Source organism: Chitinophaga sp. CCNWYY40 (genome assembly GCF_037483205.1).
In the GTDB taxonomy this organism is placed as follows: Bacteria; Bacteroidota; Bacteroidia; order Chitinophagales; family Chitinophagaceae; genus Chitinophaga; species Chitinophaga ginsengisegetis.
On record NZ_JBBHLF010000007.1, the window covers coordinates 392,702 to 412,140 of the forward strand.

16 protein-coding genes are annotated in these 19,439 nt (G+C 48.3%); 6 read left to right on the forward strand and 10 right to left on the reverse strand.

Annotation, left to right across the window (positions count from 1 at the left end; all coding sequences use genetic code 11):
* Window positions 1-12 precede the first annotated feature (12 nt).
* The 6 genes from gldC to V7S65_RS27230 all read right to left on the reverse strand — a co-directional run bounded on the left by gldC (window position 13) and on the right by V7S65_RS27230 (window position 5,158).
* Entirely contained in the window at window positions 13-366 is a 354-nt protein-coding gene (gldC, locus tag V7S65_RS27205) for a gliding motility protein GldC (RefSeq protein WP_111577354.1), read from the reverse strand.
* Between the two features lie 29 nt (window positions 367-395).
* Complete coding sequence (locus V7S65_RS27210) at window positions 396-1,535, reverse strand: glycosyltransferase family 4 protein (RefSeq protein ID WP_336388926.1); 1,140 nt, start codon at window positions 1,533-1,535, stop codon at window positions 396-398.
* Window positions 1,536-1,610: 75 nt separating this feature from the next.
* Complete coding sequence (locus V7S65_RS27215) at window positions 1,611-2,042, reverse strand: hypothetical protein (protein WP_133256138.1); 432 nt, start codon at window positions 2,040-2,042, stop codon at window positions 1,611-1,613.
* A gap of 48 nt (window positions 2,043-2,090) precedes the next feature.
* Window positions 2,091-3,212 (reverse strand): ABC transporter permease, encoded by a 1,122-nt coding sequence (locus V7S65_RS27220; RefSeq protein ID WP_079471192.1) that lies wholly within the window; start codon window positions 3,210-3,212, stop codon window positions 2,091-2,093.
* 21 nt (window positions 3,213-3,233) lie between these two features.
* Window positions 3,234-4,376 carry a glycosyltransferase gene (locus tag V7S65_RS27225; protein WP_079471193.1) on the reverse strand — a complete coding sequence of 381 codons (1,143 nt, stop codon included), beginning with the start codon at window positions 4,374-4,376 and terminating at the stop codon, window positions 3,234-3,236.
* A 5-nt stretch (window positions 4,377-4,381) separates the two neighbouring features.
* Window positions 4,382-5,158, reverse strand: a complete 777-nt coding sequence (locus V7S65_RS27230) for an alpha/beta hydrolase (RefSeq protein WP_159454363.1) — start codon at window positions 5,156-5,158, stop codon at window positions 4,382-4,384.
* A gap of 464 nt (window positions 5,159-5,622) precedes the next feature.
* On the opposite strand from V7S65_RS27230, the gene V7S65_RS27235 reads away from it, so the two are divergent.
* Window positions 5,623-7,416 carry an acyl-CoA dehydrogenase family protein gene (locus V7S65_RS27235; RefSeq protein WP_079471195.1) on the forward strand — a complete coding sequence of 598 codons (1,794 nt, stop codon included), beginning with the start codon at window positions 5,623-5,625 and terminating at the stop codon, window positions 7,414-7,416.
* A 129-nt stretch (window positions 7,417-7,545) separates the two neighbouring features.
* Complete coding sequence (locus V7S65_RS27240) at window positions 7,546-9,288, forward strand: N-acetylmuramoyl-L-alanine amidase (protein ID WP_336388925.1); 1,743 nt, start codon at window positions 7,546-7,548, stop codon at window positions 9,286-9,288.
* Window positions 9,289-9,508: 220 nt separating this feature from the next.
* Here V7S65_RS27240 and V7S65_RS27245 read toward each other — a convergent pair whose 3' ends face one another.
* The gene (locus tag V7S65_RS27245; protein WP_336388924.1) at window positions 9,509-11,713 is read right to left on the reverse strand and encodes a transferrin receptor-like dimerization domain-containing protein; all 2,205 of its coding nucleotides are present in this window, start codon (window positions 11,711-11,713) and stop codon (window positions 9,509-9,511) included.
* Between the two features lie 236 nt (window positions 11,714-11,949).
* On the opposite strand from V7S65_RS27245, the gene V7S65_RS27250 reads away from it, so the two are divergent.
* Window positions 11,950-12,294: a carboxymuconolactone decarboxylase family protein gene (locus tag V7S65_RS27250; protein ID WP_079471198.1), complete on the forward strand. Its 345-nt coding sequence runs from the start codon at window positions 11,950-11,952 to the stop codon at window positions 12,292-12,294.
* 66 nt (window positions 12,295-12,360) lie between these two features.
* A complete protein-coding gene (locus tag V7S65_RS27255; RefSeq protein ID WP_336388923.1) occupies window positions 12,361-13,401 on the forward strand; it encodes a 2-oxoacid:ferredoxin oxidoreductase subunit beta in 1,041 nt (346 codons plus the stop codon).
* A 67-nt stretch (window positions 13,402-13,468) separates the two neighbouring features.
* Here V7S65_RS27255 and V7S65_RS27260 read toward each other — a convergent pair whose 3' ends face one another.
* Complete coding sequence (locus V7S65_RS27260) at window positions 13,469-14,107, reverse strand: LysE family translocator (RefSeq protein ID WP_079471200.1); 639 nt, start codon at window positions 14,105-14,107, stop codon at window positions 13,469-13,471.
* Between the two features lie 29 nt (window positions 14,108-14,136).
* Entirely contained in the window at window positions 14,137-15,675 is a 1,539-nt protein-coding gene (locus V7S65_RS27265; protein WP_079471201.1) for a GH3 family domain-containing protein, read from the reverse strand.
* Window positions 15,676-15,855: 180 nt separating this feature from the next.
* Between V7S65_RS27265 and V7S65_RS27270 the strand changes: the two genes are divergently transcribed.
* Both V7S65_RS27270 and thiL read left to right on the forward strand, forming a co-directional pair.
* A complete protein-coding gene (locus V7S65_RS27270; RefSeq protein WP_079471202.1) occupies window positions 15,856-16,626 on the forward strand; it encodes an inositol monophosphatase family protein in 771 nt (256 codons plus the stop codon).
* Window positions 16,627-16,637: 11 nt separating this feature from the next.
* Window positions 16,638-17,672 carry a thiamine-phosphate kinase gene (thiL, locus tag V7S65_RS27275; RefSeq protein ID WP_111577350.1) on the forward strand — a complete coding sequence of 345 codons (1,035 nt, stop codon included), beginning with the start codon at window positions 16,638-16,640 and terminating at the stop codon, window positions 17,670-17,672.
* Window positions 17,673-17,724: 52 nt separating this feature from the next.
* Here the strand turns inward: thiL and V7S65_RS27280 are convergent, their stop codons facing one another.
* The gene (locus V7S65_RS27280; RefSeq protein WP_336388922.1) at window positions 17,725-19,404 is read right to left on the reverse strand and encodes an ArnT family glycosyltransferase; all 1,680 of its coding nucleotides are present in this window, start codon (window positions 19,402-19,404) and stop codon (window positions 17,725-17,727) included.
* Between the last annotated feature and the right edge of the window lie 35 nt (window positions 19,405-19,439).

The following is a 19,439-nucleotide window of genomic DNA, read 5'->3' on the forward strand; positions in this document are numbered from 1 at the left end:
AGGTTTAATGGATTATTTACCTGCTTCTTCGGCAGCCTGCCTGTCCTGGAATTTCTTAAAGAAATCCTTTGCAAAAGCACGCATATCGTCTGCCTGATCTTTATAAGGGGTGGCCCTTCCGTAGGTGTCAGCCATTGTCATCATGGTCTGAAAAAAGAAATCCGCCATTTCATCCACCATCATGTCTTTTGTCCACAGGTCAATACGCAGCGCAACCTTTTCAGCCGGATCCCAGAAAGATACGATCATGCCTTTGGCCTTGACCATTCTTTCTTCCTTGTTATCTGTAGCGCTCCACTCTATCGACTCGGGCACCTTCTGATCGTCCAGTCCAACCTGGATCTTTATGGTAGATACTTTACTCATGATTTTCAATTAAAGCGCAAAAATAGCCATCATTTACTGATTTTGGAAAAACCCGTGCCGGTGAGATGATTCCACAGCTGTTCCGCAGCATGCTCCCAGCTGCTGAAAGGCTTCGCCGCAGGGATCTTAGCCAGTAAACGGGATCTTAATTGTTCATCTTTATATAAAAGACTCATTTTTTCTGATAAATCATCCAAACTCGCCGGATCAGCGTATAATACCGCGTCTCCGCCTGCCTCTCGGGCAGCTGCCCCCTCCAGGGCAATCACCGGCACCTCACACCGCTGCGCGGCATATACCGGCAGGGCAAGCCCTTCCAACCTCGACGGATACACGACGGCATAAGCGCCACCGGTGAGCCGGGCAAGGGTACCTTCATCCGCATCTTCTATACACACCACATCCTGCCTGAACTTATAGCTCTGTAAAGCAGTGGCAATATCCGCTCCGGCCGGGGTTACACTCCCTGCCAGCAACAGTCTGATATTACTCCGCTGCCGTTTCTTCAGCGCTGAAAATGCTTTCAGCACCGGTATAATATTATTCCGGGGATGCATACTGCCCGTTACCAGGAAATACTCCGCCCCACCGGAAAAAGCCCGCTTCACGGTTTCGCGCTGCTCCCATTCCAGAGGCTTATACAGCTCACTGATACCGGTTTCCAGCCGGACCAGCTTATCTTTTACACCGGGTGCGTAACGCAGCACCTCATCCTGTGCTGCATCCGACAACACGGCTATACGCCGCGCCCGGTCGAGGTACTTCGTGATATTGTTTTTAAGCGACCGCTGTTGCACACCCGGCTGCAAACCGGCATCACGTAAAAACGAAAGATCTCTCAGCAACAGTCCCGCAGGAATTTTACTGCGCAAAGGCAGCGTGCCATCCAGCCCCAGGAACAGGTCCGGGCGGAATGGCTTCATAGCCCGTACCAGCTGCCACTCCTGCCACCAGTACAAATGCCAGGGCTTATTGCCTTTCAGGGGCAACACCACATTGGTCACATTAGCCGGTACCTTCAAACCGGCAGGTACTTTTCCGTCAAAAAAAAATGTGAACTGATGCGCTGGCTGCTGCCGGCACATCGCCAGTATTATTTCCGTTGCCACATTCCCGGTATCGGCAGGCATGTCCTGTCGTAAACAAGCGGCATTAACAGCAATTTGCATAAACGATTCCTTTGTCTGCGAGCTTGCAAACCTACACAATTTTAGATTCGGGACTGATGGATTTTAATCGCCCGGCTATTCCGCAGACTTATTGGTAAGGAAAAACACCTGTGGAGGAGTTACATTGCCGGTGTTACCCAAAGACGCCAGCCTGATAGTTACCTCGTAGGTTTTTAATGGCTTCAGATGACGGAGCGTAATAGTAAAGGGAGTAGTGCTGATATCCGCTATATCGTCCTGCGGCAGCGGGATAAGACCTGTTTCTGTGGCTACATTCAGCGTTACCTTCACCCCCTTCTCAGGCAGTTTGCTGGTAACATTTACTTTCAGGGCATAGGTGCTGTCCTGCGCCATGTTATACTTCCCTACCTGTACTTCGGGCAGTTCGAAAGCCAGTGTTTCTTCCTGCACATTGGGTGCAGGATTATCTTTTTTCTTCTTTTTACAGGAAGAAAAAGTAAGCATTGCAATAGCTAAGAAGACAGGGAGACAGGTTTTCAATAACATATTTCTAGTTATATAGGAGCATGAAATTAGCTTTTTTTAATATGCAAATCAAATTTTACTTCTTACATCCAGCGCATCCCGCAATCCATTACCTAACAGGTTGAAAGCCAATACCAGCAGCATAATCGCAACGCCCGGCGCCAATGCCAGCAGGGGATTATGGGTGATAATGAAATTGTAGTTCTCTTTGATCATCAGCCCCCACGATGGCTGTGGCGGCTGCACCCCCACCCCCAGGAAGCTGAGTCCCGCCTCCACCACAATAGCGGTGGCAAAATTACCGGCGGCTACTACCATCACCGGCCCCATGATATTTGGTAAGATATGTTTCACAATAATCCGTACATGTCCATAACCCAATGCCCTCGCGGCTTCCACGTATTCCAGCTCCCGGATGCCCAGCACCTGCCCGCGGATAATACGGGCAACGCCCACCCACATAGTGAGTCCCACGGCAATGAACACCTGCCAGAACCCCTTTCCCAGCGCCAGCGTGAGCGCAAACACCAGCAGCAGCGTTGGCATGGACCATACCACGTTCACCAGCCACATCACCACATCATCGGTACGGCCTTTGAAATAGCCGGCTATGGCGCCCAGCAGCACGCCAATGCTCAGGGAAATGACTACAGCAATACAGCCTACGCCTAAACTTACCCGCGTGCCAATCAGCAACCGGCTCAGGATATCCCGGCCAAACTTGTCGGTACCCAGCCAGTAGGTGCGGGAGAAAATCCGTTCAGCCAGTATCTTCTCCTGCAACGCTTTTGATGACAGGGGGTTGGCTGGCGCATTGCCATACCAGATCTTCGTGAGAGCATAGGTTTCTTCCCGGCTGGTAGATTCATCCACATACCGCTGCACGACCAATATGCTGTCCCTGAACTGCCACGACCGGATAGGTATCCAGTTGAGATCGGATTCCTGGCCGTACAGCAACCGCTGGTAAACGGATACCTTTTTCACAGGCTGCTCTTTCCACACCGCCAGCATATTGATCCGGAAACCAGGGTGTTGCCCCTCTATTTCCAGCACCATCCTGTTGGCATTGGGCGTATGATCCGGCGCAATAAAATAGGCAGTGATACTGATAAACACTGCCACCGCAATGACCAGTAAACCGGCCACCGCACCTTTATTCCGGTATAACTTTTTCCAATAAGGCTGCATGTCTGACAAAGGAACCAGGATTTAATTTACCTGCCGGCCTTTCCACTGATAACTGCCAAACTTCCCAAGCCACCCGGCAACAACAATATAAGGAATATGAAATATCTGTCCCGGAATAAACCATAACAGCAGTTCTGTTTTATTAAAAAACCTGGCTACGGGGAGCAGGAAATAAAGCTCCAGGGTTATTTTGAATAGTAAAATAATAAGGAACCACGGCCACCATACCGGCAGAAACACGGCCATTACCGCCAGCGCCAGCAAGCCGGCGTTGAACAGGTATACCAGCAGCAGTACCCAGGTGAGTCGTTTATCTTCATACTTATCTGCTTTAGACGACCAGCGGATCCGCTGGTTCATAAAGTCTCTCAGCGTATCCACCGCGAGTGTACGCACTACTGCGTCTTCACACTTCAGGTAGCTCACCTTATCGGGGTAGGCGCTGTAAATTTTATACATCAGCAGCATATCATCGCCGGAGGCGATATTATCGATGCCATTGAAGCCGCCTACTTCCAGGAAGGCTTTTTTCTCATAGGCCAGGTTAGCGCCATTACACATGGTACCGGAGGCCAGTTGTGCAGCTGCGCCGGTAATGCCCTGCATGGTCATGAAATCGAGCGACTGTAAGCGCTTAAAAAAGTTATGTTCTTTATAGAAGCTGACCGGTGCGGCTATAAATTTAGGTTGATGATGTTCGTAAAACTGTACCAGTGTTTCAATCCAGCGCGGCCCCATTACACAATCGGCATCGGTGGTTACAATAAGGTCGCCGGTGGCTTTTGAGATCGCAATTTCTATGGCTTTTTTCTTGAAAGAATTCAGCCGTTCTTCTTCATTGAGATACTGTTTTAATTCCAGCAGGTGAATATTTTCTGCCGGGAAATTGCGCACCACTGCCGCTGTTTCATCTGTAGAAAAATCATCTATTACTATCACTTCCAGCAAGGCCGGGTTATAGGTTTGCTTCTTCAATGCTTCCAGCAGGGCCGGCAGATTGGCGGCTTCATTCCTGGCAGGAATGATCACGGTAACGGCAGTACGGCAGGCCGATGGCGCTGCCGGTGAAAAACTTTTCAGGCGCTTCCAGCCCAGGCTATACCATAACATCAGTATACCATACCCTAAAGCCAACACCAATAATATAATTACAAAAAGATACATCCGGGTTAAAGATTTGTTTTGATGATAAGCCCCAGTTGAGCAGAAATCAGCTGATGGCCTTTTTCCATTACCAGTATTTTGCAGGGAAAAGAACCATCTGAAAAACGGGTACCCAGCACAGGTGGAATTACACGGTCGTATTTCCCGAATATCAGGAGAGTTAGAACGTTATATCTGGATAATAATTGTTTACACAATTTTTTATCCGGCATCATCCGCCGCAAATTGGTCCATACGTTGTACACCAATTCCCTTTTTTCCGTTTCATTCATACGGTGCAGCGCAAATTTGTACACGCTCTGGTTCAGCAACCCCAATCTTCTCCAGGTATGCAATAACGTAAAAAACAGCCTGGGATGGTAGGTATTATATTTAAACAGCCTGTTTCCGGCAGCGGTTTGGGTTACAAACATATGCCAGGGGTTATTTCTCAGGCCATCTCCGGCAGCGATGATCAGGTGATTGATTCTGTCAGCCATCCTTTCCACGAGGCAAAGCGACAGTCGCCCGCCCATGCTGTAGCCGAGCAGGGAAAAGCGCTCCTTCCCGTGCTGCTGCAGTAATAACTCCACCAGCGCCACCAGGTCGTCTTTCTCCAACACCCGGTTTTCCTCCCATTGGGTGCTGCCGTGCAGGGGCATGTCCAGCGCCACTAAAGTGAAGGTATCCCCCAATGTGGCGGTTAACGGGTGAAAATGGGCCGCACTTTCGCCAAAACCGTGTAAACAGATCAATAGCTCCTCCCCGGCACCTTCCACGGTGCCGTGAAACCGGCTTTTCAAATATGACAGATAAAAATCAGGCATAAAGGGCAACAATGATACAGAATAAATGCCTAATGACGATGGATATGATTATAGGGAAAGGCATTGATCCGGCTATAAGGCGGCACACCCCCGGGATAATTACTATGTGACTTCCCTGGTTGCATTCATATTATACCAGTAATAAAGACAGTGATAAGCCATAGATAACCAGCATCTTTAAAGATACGGGTTATCTACGGCTTAAATACGGCTCATATACGGCTTATCTACGGCTTATCCCTAAATGGCGGGTACCTGGCACCCGGCAGTCCATTTATTTTTTGTTAAAAATAGCGGCCTCTCAACAGGAGTGCCGCATTTAACTTACATTCAGTAAGTTAATACAGCAGGTATCAGGGAAATCAGCTTAGCCCTCCCGGTGACCGGTTTTGCTTAATGCTTTTTTCAGTAAATTACAGAACTACCAAAAATACAGTAACATGGACGCAACAGTTGAAAATAAGACTGCGTTAAAAGGCGCAGAGTTCCTGGTTAAGGAGAGTGCTCCTGAGGAAGTGTTTACTCCCGAAGATTTTTCGGAAGAACAGCTGATGATTAAAGACATGGCAGATCAGTTCATCAGTAAAGAGATAACACCGATAGTGGAGCGGATAGATAAGCTGGAAGAAGGATTGATGCCCTCGTTGTTGGAGAAAGCGGGCGAACAGGGATTGCTGGGCGCTTCTTTCCCGGAGGAATATGGTGGTTTAGGTAAAGATTTTGTGACCGCAACAATCATCAACGAAGGACTGGGTGCGGGTCACTCTTTCTCCGTTGCTATGGCGGCCCACACGGGCATCGGCTCTTTACCGATCCTTTACTTTGGTACTGCAGAACAAAAACAAAAATATATACCCAAGCTGGCTACCGGTGAAATGAAAGGCGCTTATGCCCTCACAGAGCCTGATTCCGGCTCCGATGCACTGGGTGCTAAAACCACCGCCAAATTAACGGACGATGGTAAATACTATATTTTAAACGGGCAAAAAAGCTGGATCACCAACTCCGGTTTCGCTGACGTGTTTACCGTGTTTGCAAAAATTGACGGGGATAAGTTCACCGCCTTTATTGTGGATAAAGGTACTCCCGGATTCACGCTGGGCGCAGAAGAACACAAAATGGGAATCAAAGGATCTTCTACCCGCCAGATCTATTTCCAGGACGCTAAAGTACCGGCAGAAAATGTGCTGGGCGTAATTGGCAAAGGCCACCTCATTGCTTTCAACATCCTGAACATAGGCCGTTTGAAACTTTGTGCAGCCGCTCTGGGCGCCTCCAAAAAATGTATCAATACCTCCGTACAATACGCCAATACCCGTACACAGTTTAAACAACCGATCGCCAACTTTGGCGCTATCAAACATAAACTGGCGGAAATGGCTATCCGTACCTGGACATCAGAATCAGCCCTGTTCCGCACGGCACAGCTGATCGATGAAAAGGAAAAAGAACTGCTGGCAGAAGGCAAACCCTTCAACGAAGCCTTGCTGGGCGCCGCGGAAGAATATGCAGTGGAATGCGCCATCCTGAAAGTAAACGGCTCTGAAGTGCTGGACTACGTAGTGGATGAAGGCGTACAGATTCACGGTGGTAACGGTTTCAGCGATGAATACATCATTTCAAAAGCCTACCGCGATTCCCGTATCAACCGCATCTTTGAAGGCACCAATGAAATCAACCGGTTACTGACCCTGGATATGACACTGAAACGTGCCCTGAAAGGTAAACTGGACCTGATGACGCCTGCCATGAATGTAATGAAAGAACTGATGAGCATTCCCGACTTCGGCAACGATGATGAAAGTGCTTTCAGCAAAGAAAGGAAGATGATCGTTAACTTCAAAAAAGCCATCCTGATGGCTGCCGGCGCCGCTGCGCAGAAACTGATGGTGAAGCTGGAAAACGAACAGGAAATCCTGATGGATATTGCCGATATGGCCATTGAAACCTTTGTGGCTGAAAGCGCCCTGCTGCGCTTAATCAAGCTTACCAACAGCAAGGGCGAAAGCGCCGCTTCACTCCAGGCAGATATTGTACGCACCTTTATTTATGATGCGGCCGACCGTATCAATAAATCCGGTAAAGATGCCATCAACGCCTTTGCAGAAGGCGATGAACAACGTATGATGCTGCTGGGCCTCAAACGCTTTACCAAAGCAGAACCATTTAATGCAAAAGATGCCCGCAGAAGAATTGCGGACAAACTGATTGCAGATAACAAATACAGCTGGTAACAACCAGCTTTAAGCGCCTGAAAAAATGCAGCGGAGTACCTTATTTCGCTGCATTTTTTCTAAATGCTTTTTTCCTATTCCCCTCACCTGCTTATCTTTACCATCTTTCAAAGATATTGATGACAGGGTATGACGCTATCAGCAAAGTTTTTTTCTACGTTTCTTATTACCATTGCGATCCCCTTTCTTGCAAGCAGTCAGGCAACACTGCGTATCAGTCAGCCTTCAAGGGATCAGAATAATGTAAGCACACCCAGACAATTTATTGCCGGCCGCACCTGTGTTGGCTGTACGGTAAGGATTAATAACGATACCGTACACGTTTATACCACCGGCACTTTTGCCGCAAAATATGAACTGACAACCGGCAGAAATTCCTTTTCCGTTACCGCTACTACTCCTAACGGAGAAACATATACGAAGAACATCACCTATTACTATAATCAGCCACCGGCGCCTGCTGCCACCAGTATTTTCCGGATAGATTTTATAGAGATATCGCCCTCCGGGAACCTTCAGCTTTCAGAAGGAGATACGTTGCGGATAAAGATGAAAGGCTATCCCGGCCAAAGCGCCAGCTGGTTCAACGACGTACCACTGAAGGAAATGCCCGTTTCGCAAACAGGCGGGGTACCGGGCTATTACAGCGGCAGTTACATCATACAACCGCGCGACTCCCTGCTGAATGGAAAAATTATGGTGCGCCTCCGCAAACAAAGCGGCGAAACTGCAATACTGGGCAGCACTTACCGCTACAGCGTAATGCACAATGAAATACCATTCACCGGCCGGACCATCGACAATATGACCTACCTCACTGCCAGTCCGAATGGCGACCGGCTGGGACCCGACAAAATCGGCTACCTGGATAAAGATGTGCTTTTACATATTGTAGGCAGACAGGGAGACTATTACAAAGTAAGGCTATCCTCCCGCACCACCGCCTTTATTCCGGAGCCATTAGTGGACACGGAGATCCCCCAGGAAGAGCTTCCCGTAAGCATTGCAGACGATGCCAAAATATGGGGAGATGAAAAGTATGATTATGTGTCGGTGGCCTTATCTGATAAACTGCCGTATACTTCCACGCAACTGGTTTCTTCCAAAAAGATCATCATCGATATACATGGCGCTTATGCAGAGAAAGGACTGAACGCTTTGTTGCAAAACACCAAAGAAATCACATCTGTAGCGTGGGGGCAGCCATCGCCCGATGTATGCCGCATGGTAATTTCCCTGCAACACGCCCCCTGGGGCTACCAGGTGTATTACGATAATAACCGTATAACGGTAAAGGTTAAACGTGTGCCGCAAAACCTATCGCTGAAAAACCTGGTGATAGGTCTGGACCCTGGCCATGGTGGCGGCAACCCGGGAGCTACCGGTCTTACCGGCGCCGTGGAAAAAAACATGACCCTGGTGCTTTCGCTACAACTGAAAGCCCTCCTGGAAAGAGAAGGAGCTACCGTGATCATGTCGCGCACTACAGAGAAATTTGTTGCCAACGAAGACCGGCTTTCTTTTTTCCGCAGGGCCAACCCTGACCTGCTGCTGAGTATTCACCTCAATGCGTCCGGCAACCCTGTTGATGTATATGGCACTGCCACCTACTATAAACAACCTTTCTGCGAACCACTCAACGCAGCCATCCATGAGCGTTTGCTGCAAACCGGTCTTTATGATTTCGGCAATAACTCCGGCTTCAATTTCATCCTTAACAACCCTACCGAGTTCCCGGATGCTTTAGTGGAAACGCTTTTCCTCAGCAACCCCGGCGACGAAGAAAAAGTGCTGGACCCTGCGTTTCAGCGGGAACTGGTTACAGGCATCGTGGAAGGCGTGAAGGATTACCTCCGCGAAGCGGTGAAATAATGCGGAGGACCGCCTTCGGCGGTGGTAAATTGTCTTGGAGCAGGATTATATTGATTATACTGATTACTAAGATTTGATCATATTTGATTTTAACAGATTAAGGGAGATATAAGCGAATAGATTCGCCTGTATCTCCCTTAATCATTATAGTAAAAATCCGGTTAATCACGGTTAATCAGTGTAATCCTGCTCCAAGACAATTTACTACCGCCTTCGGCGGTTAATGAATGTTCCCTAAGTAAGCAGACAGCCGGTTGATGGCCGCAGCTACTATTCCAATCTGTTCCTGTGCTTCCTTCCAGCGGCGTTGCTCAATAGCTTCTCTTACACCGGGAATAGTTTTAACGCCATAGCCGGTATAAAATCCGGGAGCATACAAGGTATGCTTATACCAGCTGCGTGCAGGCAGGCCGGTATCGTTAAGCAGTTGTTGCTCGCCCTGGTACAGCGCTTTGTTGGCGGCGGCGGAGAGTTGTTTCCTCGCAGCAAGCAATGTGGTAACGGTGTCTAAACCGGTGAGGGCATTCTGCAAAGGAGAAAAATCGAGATACGGTACTTCTGATTTGAGAAGTGGAGGCGACAAATGTTTGGCGGTATCCGTAGTGAGCTGGTATTTGCGGTCACGGATCAGTTGATTTTCGATAGTGGTAGACTCGCGCAGGCTGCTGGTGAGTTCCGTTAACTCATTCACATAACCGTTTACGGTTTCATAGAGCTTGCGGTAATCGAACGGCAGGGTAACGGTGTTGGCTACACGCAAAGCCGTATGACCTGCAGTTTGTGAAAGTGCCACGCCGTAATTAAAGCCGGGATCTTTAAACCGGGTATAGTCGTCGTAGGAATCGTAGATGGAGTGGTATTCGCCGCCTGCATCTTCTCCCCCAAAACCAAAATCAAGAGAAGGTACGCCCAGGTGCTGGAGAAAAGAAGAATAGTCGGAACCCGAGCCCATAGCGCCGATTGCGATGCCTTGCTTTGCCAGCTTTTCCTTTTTCAGTTTAGGCGTAGCGGCCTTTAACACCTCTGACGCCTGTTTGCGGGCAAGGATGCTGACCTGTGTTTGCGGATCGGTAATATCACGCGCCACTTCATTCACGAGGGTTTCCAGGGCATGAGAGCCACTGGCATTGAGGAAACCACGGCCATTGTTATCGGAGTTGATGTATACCACTGCTTTTTCCTTCAGTTCGGCGGCATGGTCTTCCACCCATTCGGTAGAACCCAGCAGGCCGGGTTCTTCTCCATCCCAGGCGCAGTAAACCAGTGTACGTTTTGGCTGGTAGCCTTGTTTATGCAGCGCGCCGATGGCTTTGGCTTCTTCCAGGAGAGCGGCCAGTCCGCTGATAGGATCGGCGGCGCCGTTTACCCAGGCATCGTGGTGATTACCGCGGATCACCCATTGGTCGGGTTGTTCGCTGCCTTTCAGTTTGGCGATTACATTATAGCAGGGGCGTATCTGCCAGTCGAACGACAGCTTCAGGTGTACCCTGGCTTTACCGCCGCCAATGTGATAGGTAAATGGGAGGGCGCCTTTCCATTCGTCCGGTGCCACGGGGCCTTCCAGTGCCTGCAGCAGTGGTGTAGCATCGTGGTAGCTGATGGGCAGTACCGGTATTTTCAGGAGATTGGGCGCCTGCAGGCGATCGAGCCGTTGCGCGTTGGCGGTAGCGCCGGTGTTGGGCGTGAGCGGATCGCCGGGATAGATTACGATATCCATTACGGAGCCACGTTGCACGCCGTATTCATTTTTGAACGCTCCTTTGGGGTATACGTCGCCACTGTAGTAGCCATCGTCTTTCGGATCAGAGTAGATGATGCAACCGGCGGCGCCGTGTTCCTGTGCTACTTTTGGCTTGCTGCCGCGCCAGGAGCGGCCGTATTTGGCGATTACTATTTTGCCTTTTACGTTGATGCCTGCTCGGTCGAGGTATTCATAATCTTCCGGGAGGCCGTAATTCACGTATACCAGTTCCCCTTCCACGTCGCCATCGGCGCTCCAGGCGTTATAAGTAGGCAATTGGCCTTCCTGGCCGGAGGTGGCATCTTCTTTCAGGGCGGGTTCTTTCAGCAGGGCTTTGTAGGTAGTAGATCCTTTAAGTTCTACCAGGCGCTCTTTCGGGGTGGGGAAAAGTACCTGGTAGGTTACTATTTCCGCGTCCCAGCCGTAGCTTTTGAAGCGTTGCAGGATATCTTCCGCTACGGCTTTGCCGCGGGCGGAGCCAATGTGATGTGGTTGGGAAGATAGTGCTTTGATGGTTTCGCCTATGTGGCTGCTGCTTAACTGTTTATCGAAGCGGTTTTCCAGTTCCAGCTGTTGGGTGGCGGCATTGCCGGTATACCCGGTGAGCTTTTTGTCCTGCGCCCGTGCTGCCCCGCCTGTGCACAGTAGCAGCGCCATGAGCAGGGAGAAGTTGGTTGTTGTCATAATTTCGATCCAGATCTTGTTGAAAAAGAGGGTTTATCCACTCAATATACAAATAGTCTATTATATCAATAGACTAATTTGACGAATGCTTTTGACGCAATAACTTTTAGTTATGATCCATAAATATAGGTTATAGGCCAAATAGTCTACTTAACCAGTAGATTAATCTATATTTGTAAATCCTTTCATAGCTTTATTGGGTGAAACGATAAACATAACACATAAACAGCAGTTATATGGCCAATGCGATTCAGGAGTTTAACGACTACCGGGCTAAGATGAACGAGGTAATACTTGGAAAGCAGAACAAAGTGATTAACAGGCTTTTCAACCTGGATACCAACACCTATGCAGAAGGAGCGCTGAGCACCAAAACAAAGGAGATGCTTGGATTGGTAGCTTCTATGGTACTCCGTTGTGATGATTGTATCAAATATCACCTGGAGAAGTCGTTTGAGCAGGGCGTTACCACCGAAGAAATGTATGAAATCTTTGCAGTAGCCAACATAGTGGGCGGCACCATAGTGATTCCGCATACCCGCCGGGCGGCAGAATTTTGGGAAGAATTACAGGCACAGTGAGCTGATAATTACAGCTATCTATCGTAACTTTACGGACTCTATAATATATTATTTTAACTCATACTAATGTCAACAGCAACTATAGCCCCGCAGGCGCCACTTACGTCGAAAGACTTTGCAACGGACCAGGAAGTACGCTGGTGCCCTGGCTGCGGCGACTACTCTATACTTAAGCAGGTACAAACTATTATGCCTACGCTGGGCGTACCCCGCGAAAACATTGTGATCGTTTCCGGTATCGGTTGTTCTTCGCGCTTTCCATACTATATGAATACCTATGGTATGCACTCTATCCACGGCCGTGCCACGGCGATTGCTTCCGGTTTGAAAGCAGCCCGCCCCGAACTGAGCGTGTGGATTGTAACAGGCGACGGTGATGGCTTATCCATTGGCGGTAACCATACTATTCACCTGCTGCGCCGTAACTTTGATGTGAACATCATGTTGTTCAACAACCAGATCTACGGTTTAACAAAAGGACAGTACTCTCCTACTTCAGAAGAAAATAAAGTAACCAAATCTACCCCGATGGGTAGTATTGACCATCCGTTTAACCCAATGGCCCTGGCCCTGGGAGCAGATGCTACTTTTATTGCCCGCAGTATGGACCGCGACCCCAAACACCTGCAGGAAATGCTGAAACGCAGCCATGCACATAAGGGCGCTTCCTTCCTGGAAATATACCAGAACTGTAACATCTTCAATGATGGCGCTTTTGAAACCTTTACAGAAAAAAGCAGCAAAGCCGATGAAACCATTTTTGTGGAACACGGCAAACCACTGGTATTTGGCGCTACCAAAAACAAAGGTATCCGCCTGGATGGTTTAAGGCCAGTGGCAGTGGAACTGGGTAGTGAGTATACAGAAAGCGATCTGTGGATCCATGACGAAAATGATTTCTACAAAGCACAACTGCTCACCCGTATGTTTGATGACGTGCGTATTGAGGGACATTTACCCCGTCCGTTCGGTATCTTCTACGAGGCTTTCCGTCCTACTTATGAAGATATCATGGGCTTCCAGTTAACAGAAGCGCTGGCTAAAAAAGGCCCCGGCGACCTGGATAAATTACTGGCAGGCAGCGAAACCTGGACTATCAAAGGATAATAAACACCTCCAATAAAAGAAAAAGCCTTCCGTGATACACGGAAGGCTTTTTTGTATGTCAGTATTATTAGTGTCCCATAGCGCCTACGTCGAACAGTACTTTATAAAGCAACACCACGCCAAAAATGATCATGCTCGCCCCGGCAATACGGTTCAGCCATTCTACATTGGCAAGCGTTAGTTTATGACGGATTTTATCAGATACAAATACCTTCAGGATATCTGCCGACAACACCAGGCTTAAGCAAACTGCGTACATAATGATCCGGTGCCCGGCTGTGGTAGCACTGTTGGCTACACAAACCCCTAACCAGAAGATGATAACACCGGGATTCAGGGTGTTCATTAAAAACCCGGCGAGCCATATCTTGAGGTAGTCGTGGGTGCGGAACATTTCCGGTTTTTCATCTCCCGTACTGATCTTTACCTTTTTAAACAACAGTCCGTATACACCCATGCCTATCAGCAAACAACCTCCCACAATACCTATCGACCTTTTATATTCTTCCAGGCCGCTGATAAAAGAAGTGGCCAGGTTACCTGTCAACACAAAAATGATATCGCTGAAAGACACGCCCAGTGCGAAGCTGATCCCTGCCTTAAAGCCGTTATTGATACTGTATTTTATAATTGCGAATATTACCGGGCCCACTGATAAAGAAAGAAATAATCCCAGTCCCAGTCCCGCTACAATTGATGCTATCATGCGTATAATTTCCGTGTCACAGGTGCAACTTAACTCTTAACGGTTTTTCCCGCAAGAAATTTCTCCCAGTCTTTCAGTTTCTCGCCTTTCATTACACGGGGAAATTTATTCATGGCGCCTTCCTTGCCTTTGCAACGGAGGTAATCTATAAATGCATCATTGGGTAATATCTCCACAAATACTTCCTTCAGCGCAGCAGAACGTTCCACAGCATAGTCATCGTTTACCTCTGCGAGGGTTTGGTCGATGATTTCGCGCACTTTTTCCGCATCCACACCTGGCGTATCCGTACCTACATACCAGCGGTGTGCAAACAGGTTCTGATAAGGGAACCCGGCTACCGTAAACTCACGGACGTTTATACCCAGTTTCTTCTGAACGTTATCTATCGCTTTGTTCATGTTGTCGATACTCATGTGCTCCCCGCAAAGGCTGAGGAACTGTTTGGTACGGCCAACAATCACTATTTCATGTTCTTTTACGGAAGTAAATTTCACCACGTCACCGATCAGGTAACGCCATGCTCCTGCACAGGTAGACAGCATCACTGCATACTCCACATCTTCCACTACCTCGTGGATCATGTAAGATTTAGGATTGGGTTTTACTTCTCCTTCGGCATCAAAGTTTTCTTCATTAAAAGGAATAAACTCATAGAAGATTCCTGCATTCAGGACCAGCTTAATACCTTTTGTACCCGGGCGCGCCTGGAAGCCAAAAGAACCTTCAGAAGCCATATAGGTTTCAATGAACGCAATGGGCTTTCCGAGCAGCTTCTGGAAGCTGTCGCGGTACGGTTCAAAAGATACGCCGCCATGAATATATACCGCCAGATTTGGCCATATTTCATGGATATTTTTAACCCCGTGATATTTGATGATTTCTTCCAGTACAATCTGTACCCAGGCAGGTACGCCGCAAACAGTACCTACGTCCCACTCCTTCGCTTTGCGCACGATTAATTTGATACGCTGCTCCCAGTTGGGTTTGCGGGATATTTTACCACCCGGCTTATAAAAACGGCGGAACCATTTCGGGATATTCTTGGCCTGGATGCCGCTCATATCACCTTCATAATAGTCGCCTTTCTCAAACAATGAAGTAGTCCCCCCCAGCATCAGGATGCCTTTTTCAAAAGAGCGGGGCGGGATATTAAAGTTAGCCATAGAATACAGCTGCTTCACACCCACCTTCTTCACTGTTTTCAGCATGGCTTTGGTAACAGGTATATGTTTACTGGCAGATTCAGAAGTACCTGAACTCAATGCAAAGTATTTGATCTTCTCGGGCCAGCTCACGTTTGCTTCACCTTCCAGGCAGCGGTACCACCACTCTGCGTGCATTTTGGTATAGTTATGCACGGGAACATTTTCGCGGTAGTGACTAATAAAATTAGCCCCATCCAATACTTCCTGAAATTGGTAGTGGCGGCCAAACTCTGTATCCTTGGCCTTCTCCAGCAACCGATGCAGCACCTGCATCTGGTATTGGCGCGGTGTTCCTAATTTAAATGTGAACTTCTTCCTGATGCGTAGTGACCTGGAAATAAGATTACCTATGATGGCCATTAACTTTCCCTCTCTTTAATTGAACTACAAAAATAAGTGGAATATTGAATATAAGTTGACTGATAATTCGGAATTACAGATTATGTGGTATCATTAAGTCATCTATACATATAAAATATCCAAAACATGTAGGTTATAATTCGCAATTCATAATTCGTAATTCGTAATTACCTTTGCGGCATGTTAAAAACAACTTTACTCAAAGCTACTGAAGCCAGCGGAAAAATACTGCAACAATATTTCAACGGTCCTTTCGAGGTGAGCAGTAAAAGTACGATTAACGACCTGGTAACAGAAGTGGATAAAAAATCTGAAACCGCTATCATCAACATTATCAGGGAAACTTATCCAGATCATTTTATCCTGAGTGAAGAAGTAGGCGAGATGAAGACGGATTCTTCCGTGAAATGGATCATTGACCCTATCGACGGTACGGTTAACTACGCCAATGGTATTCCCCTCTGTTGCGTATCCATAGGCGTGGAAAAAGACGGAGAAATGATACTGGGAGCCGTATACAACCCTTTTATGAACGAGTTGTTTGTGGCAGAAAAAGGACAGGGCGCTACGCTGAACGGCAAGCCGATCAATGTTTCTGTGAAAGCCGATGTGTCAACCTCCTGCCTGGTAACAGGTTTTGCCTATCAATGGCAGGATAGTGCCAACAATCCCTTACAGGTACTTGAGCGCGTTATCAAAGAGGGCATTCCCGTTCGCAGGCTGGGTTCTGCAGCCATAGATCTATGCTGGGTGGCCTGCGGCCGCTTTGATGGATTTTATGAACACCACCTCCAGGCATGGGATTCCGCCGCTGGCTACCTCATTGTAGAAGAAGCGGGTGGAAAGGTAACAGACTTTTCAGGCAACCGTTACTCCCCCTATCAGAAAGAAATACTGGCCACCAATGGCCGTATCCATAGTGCATTACAAGATCTTGTTAACGGTAAATAAGTATTGGGAAGATGGAACAGGAAAGAACTGAAATACAGGACCTGGGAGAATTCGGATTGATCGATTATCTCACCAGGAACATAGAAATACAAAATGCCAGCACCGTACTCGGTGTGGGCGATGATGCCGCTGTGATTGATCACTTCGGCAAACAAACGGTGATCAGCACCGATATGCTGGTGGAAGGCATTCACTTCGACCTGATGTACACGCCGCTGAAACACCTCGGGTATAAAGCGGTAGTGGTAAACCTGTCGGACATCTACGCGATGAATGCCACGCCAACACAGATCACGGTCAGCATTGCCTTCTCTAACCGTTTCTCCCTGGAAGCGCTCAACGAATTCTACGAAGGCGTGTACGCTGCCTGCGAAAAGTATGGCGTAGACCTGATCGGCGGCGATACCAGCAACTCACAGAAAGGTTTTATCATCAGTGTTACCGCCATCGGCGAAGTAACCCCCGACCAGTTTGTAAAACGGTCCACCGCTGAAAAGGGCGACCTGCTCTGCGTTACCGGCGACCTGGGCGCGGCCTACCTCGGCCTCACCCTCCTGGAAAGAGAGAAAAAGATTTACCTGGAAAGCCCGGAAGTAAAGCCCGACCTGGAAGACCAGACCTATATCATAGGCCGCCAGCTGAAACCTGAAGCCCGTAAGGATATCATCGAATTCCTGCAACAGGAAGATATTAAACCTACTTCCATGATGGATGTAAGCGATGGCCTCAGCTCCGAAATACTGCATATCGCCAAACAGAGTAACCTGGGTGTTGTGCTGTACGAAGAAAAGATCCCCATTGCCCAGGAAAGCAAGGAAATAGCCATGAAATTTGGCCTGGACCCTACTGCCTGTGCGCTGAGTGGCGGCGAAGACTATGAGCTGTTGTTTACCATGAAGCAGGCCGACTACGACAAAATTGTACTCAATGAGCAGATCAGCGTGATCGGCTACATGACCGATATTACCGAAGGAGCACATATCCTTACCAAAGGCGGCAACAAGTATAAACTGGTGGCGCAGGGCTGGAATGCGTTTCAGCAGTAAAGCACGGCATCATATAAAAGAGAAAGGCGCATCGGTGATGCGCCTTTCTCTTTTACTTCTCCACAATCACCGGTATCACCGGGCTGTTGTGCGTGGGTGGCAAATCGCCTGCAAACACCGAGAATTTCAGCTGGTAGTTACCCGGCTTCTCGGGCATTACCACTTCCAGGTTGATGAGACGCCTTAGCACAGCCCTTTCCAGCGTCATGGAGGATTTCACCGGTGGCAGCGCTTCATCTTTCGCCATAAATCCGTAGCCAAGCACCGGTTCATTGGACCTGTCCAGCCGGATAGGCTGGTGGTAACCGTTGGTAGGTTGCAGGATCACATTTACATGTTCGCCACGTTTTGCCCGGATGCTTTTCAGCGCGGGTTTCAGCTGTATCAGTGAGTAAGAGTAATAATCAGATTGAATGTAATAATCCCATGTGCCATGAACCGTTTTCAGGCTATCCGTGATAGGTATTCCTGAACCCGGATCAGATACCACCATTACGGGCTTACCCCAGAGCTGCGTTTCGGTATCCCAGAAATTATACTGGCTCCTGCGGGAATAGCGGCTGTTGAGGCTATAGGAAAGTTGCCCGGTATAAAACATGTATTTCGAGGGCCGCTGGTAGCTGTTCACAAAAACCACTGGCTTGCCCTGGGCACGGGCGGCTACCTGTGAAGTCCATTCTTTGTTATGATGAATTTCAGGTCTTATTTCCACTCCCGGCATAAAATCCCATACCATGTATACCCGCACCACCAATACCAGCAGCAAAGTAACCGGCAACGTATACAGCAACCATTTCTGCGACCACCCTTTCCGTACAATGGCCTGGTGCGCCAGTATTACCACCGGTGTAAAGAGCATCACCGTCCAGTTGGCCTCTACCCTGCCTTTGAAAGTACTGAGCAGGAAAAAGGACAACACCCCTATCACGCAAAATTTCAGGGCGCGTTCAAAAGAGTTGGTGATCGGGCTGCGGAAGGCATAATACAGTATGAGCCAGCCCAGCAAAGGACCGAATAATAACAGTTGCCCGCCGAGATAATCGAGCGAGTAATTAATGCTATACGAAGATGCGTTCCTGTCTACCAGGTGATATTGCAGCGAAGGAAAGCCGTGGGTATATTGCCAGTAAATATGCGGCAGGAACAGCACCGTAGTGAGTATGCAGGCCACATAAAACTTAAATACCTTTAACAGGTTCACGTTAGATAATACGGTGAAAAATACCAGCAGAATGCCGTGGTATTTGCTGTAAAACATCAATGCCATTGAAATGCCCAGCAGCAGGGTGTTTCTCCAGGTTTGCTCGTTTACAAAATTGCGGTAGACCCAGAAAAATACGGCTGCAAAAAAGATCAAGGGAACATCCGGTACTGCCAGTATGCCACCAATCTGCATGGCGCCCATAGATCCTATGAGCAGGTAAAAGAGTTTATTGTCTTTTGAAGCAATCAGTTTAGCGGTAATCCACAGGGTGAGTGTATTTACCGCCACGATGAGCAGCCTCACTCCCAGTTCATTATGAAAGATCCCGTATCCTATTTTGATCAGCAGCGCAATCATGGGCGGATGATCAAAGTAGCCCCAATCCATATGACGTGAATACACCCAATAATAGGCTTCATCATCCCATAGTTCAGAGAAGCATGCCTGTAGCAGGCCCAGTACCAGCCAGGAGAGCAGGAACAGATTTTTATACCGGTCTTTTTTCAGGAAGCGAGTTAGTGCACTCATGCGGATATACAGTATTATTAATCCTGCGAAGATAG

Bases quoted from the DNA above. Each gene is read 5' to 3' on its own strand.
- V7S65_RS27255 (WP_336388923.1), top strand. From the start codon at position 12,361: ATGTCAACAGCAACTATAGCCCCGCAGGCGCCACTTACGTCGAAAGAC.
- V7S65_RS27215 (WP_133256138.1), bottom strand. From the start codon at position 2,042: ATGTTATTGAAAACCTGTCTCCCTGTCTTCTTAGCTATTGCAATGCTT.
- V7S65_RS27220 (WP_079471192.1), bottom strand. From the start codon at position 3,212: ATGCAGCCTTATTGGAAAAAGTTATACCGGAATAAAGGTGCGGTGGCC.
- V7S65_RS27240 (WP_336388925.1), top strand. From the start codon at position 7,546: ATGACGCTATCAGCAAAGTTTTTTTCTACGTTTCTTATTACCATTGCG.
- V7S65_RS27225 (WP_079471193.1), bottom strand. From the start codon at position 4,376: ATGTATCTTTTTGTAATTATATTATTGGTGTTGGCTTTAGGGTATGGT.
- V7S65_RS27235 (WP_079471195.1), top strand. From the start codon at position 5,623: ATGGACGCAACAGTTGAAAATAAGACTGCGTTAAAAGGCGCAGAGTTC.
- V7S65_RS27250 (WP_079471198.1), top strand. From the start codon at position 11,950: ATGGCCAATGCGATTCAGGAGTTTAACGACTACCGGGCTAAGATGAAC.
- V7S65_RS27265 (WP_079471201.1), bottom strand. From the start codon at position 15,675: ATGGCCATCATAGGTAATCTTATTTCCAGGTCACTACGCATCAGGAAG.
- V7S65_RS27260 (WP_079471200.1), bottom strand. From the start codon at position 14,107: ATGATAGCATCAATTGTAGCGGGACTGGGACTGGGATTATTTCTTTCT.
- V7S65_RS27270 (WP_079471202.1), top strand. From the start codon at position 15,856: ATGTTAAAAACAACTTTACTCAAAGCTACTGAAGCCAGCGGAAAAATA.
- V7S65_RS27210 (WP_336388926.1), bottom strand. From the start codon at position 1,535: ATGCAAATTGCTGTTAATGCCGCTTGTTTACGACAGGACATGCCTGCC.
- thiL (WP_111577350.1), top strand. From the start codon at position 16,638: ATGGAACAGGAAAGAACTGAAATACAGGACCTGGGAGAATTCGGATTG.
- V7S65_RS27280 (WP_336388922.1), bottom strand. From the start codon at position 19,404: ATGAGTGCACTAACTCGCTTCCTGAAAAAAGACCGGTATAAAAATCTG.
- V7S65_RS27245 (WP_336388924.1), bottom strand. From the start codon at position 11,713: ATGACAACAACCAACTTCTCCCTGCTCATGGCGCTGCTACTGTGCACA.
- gldC (WP_111577354.1), bottom strand. From the start codon at position 366: ATGAGTAAAGTATCTACCATAAAGATCCAGGTTGGACTGGACGATCAG.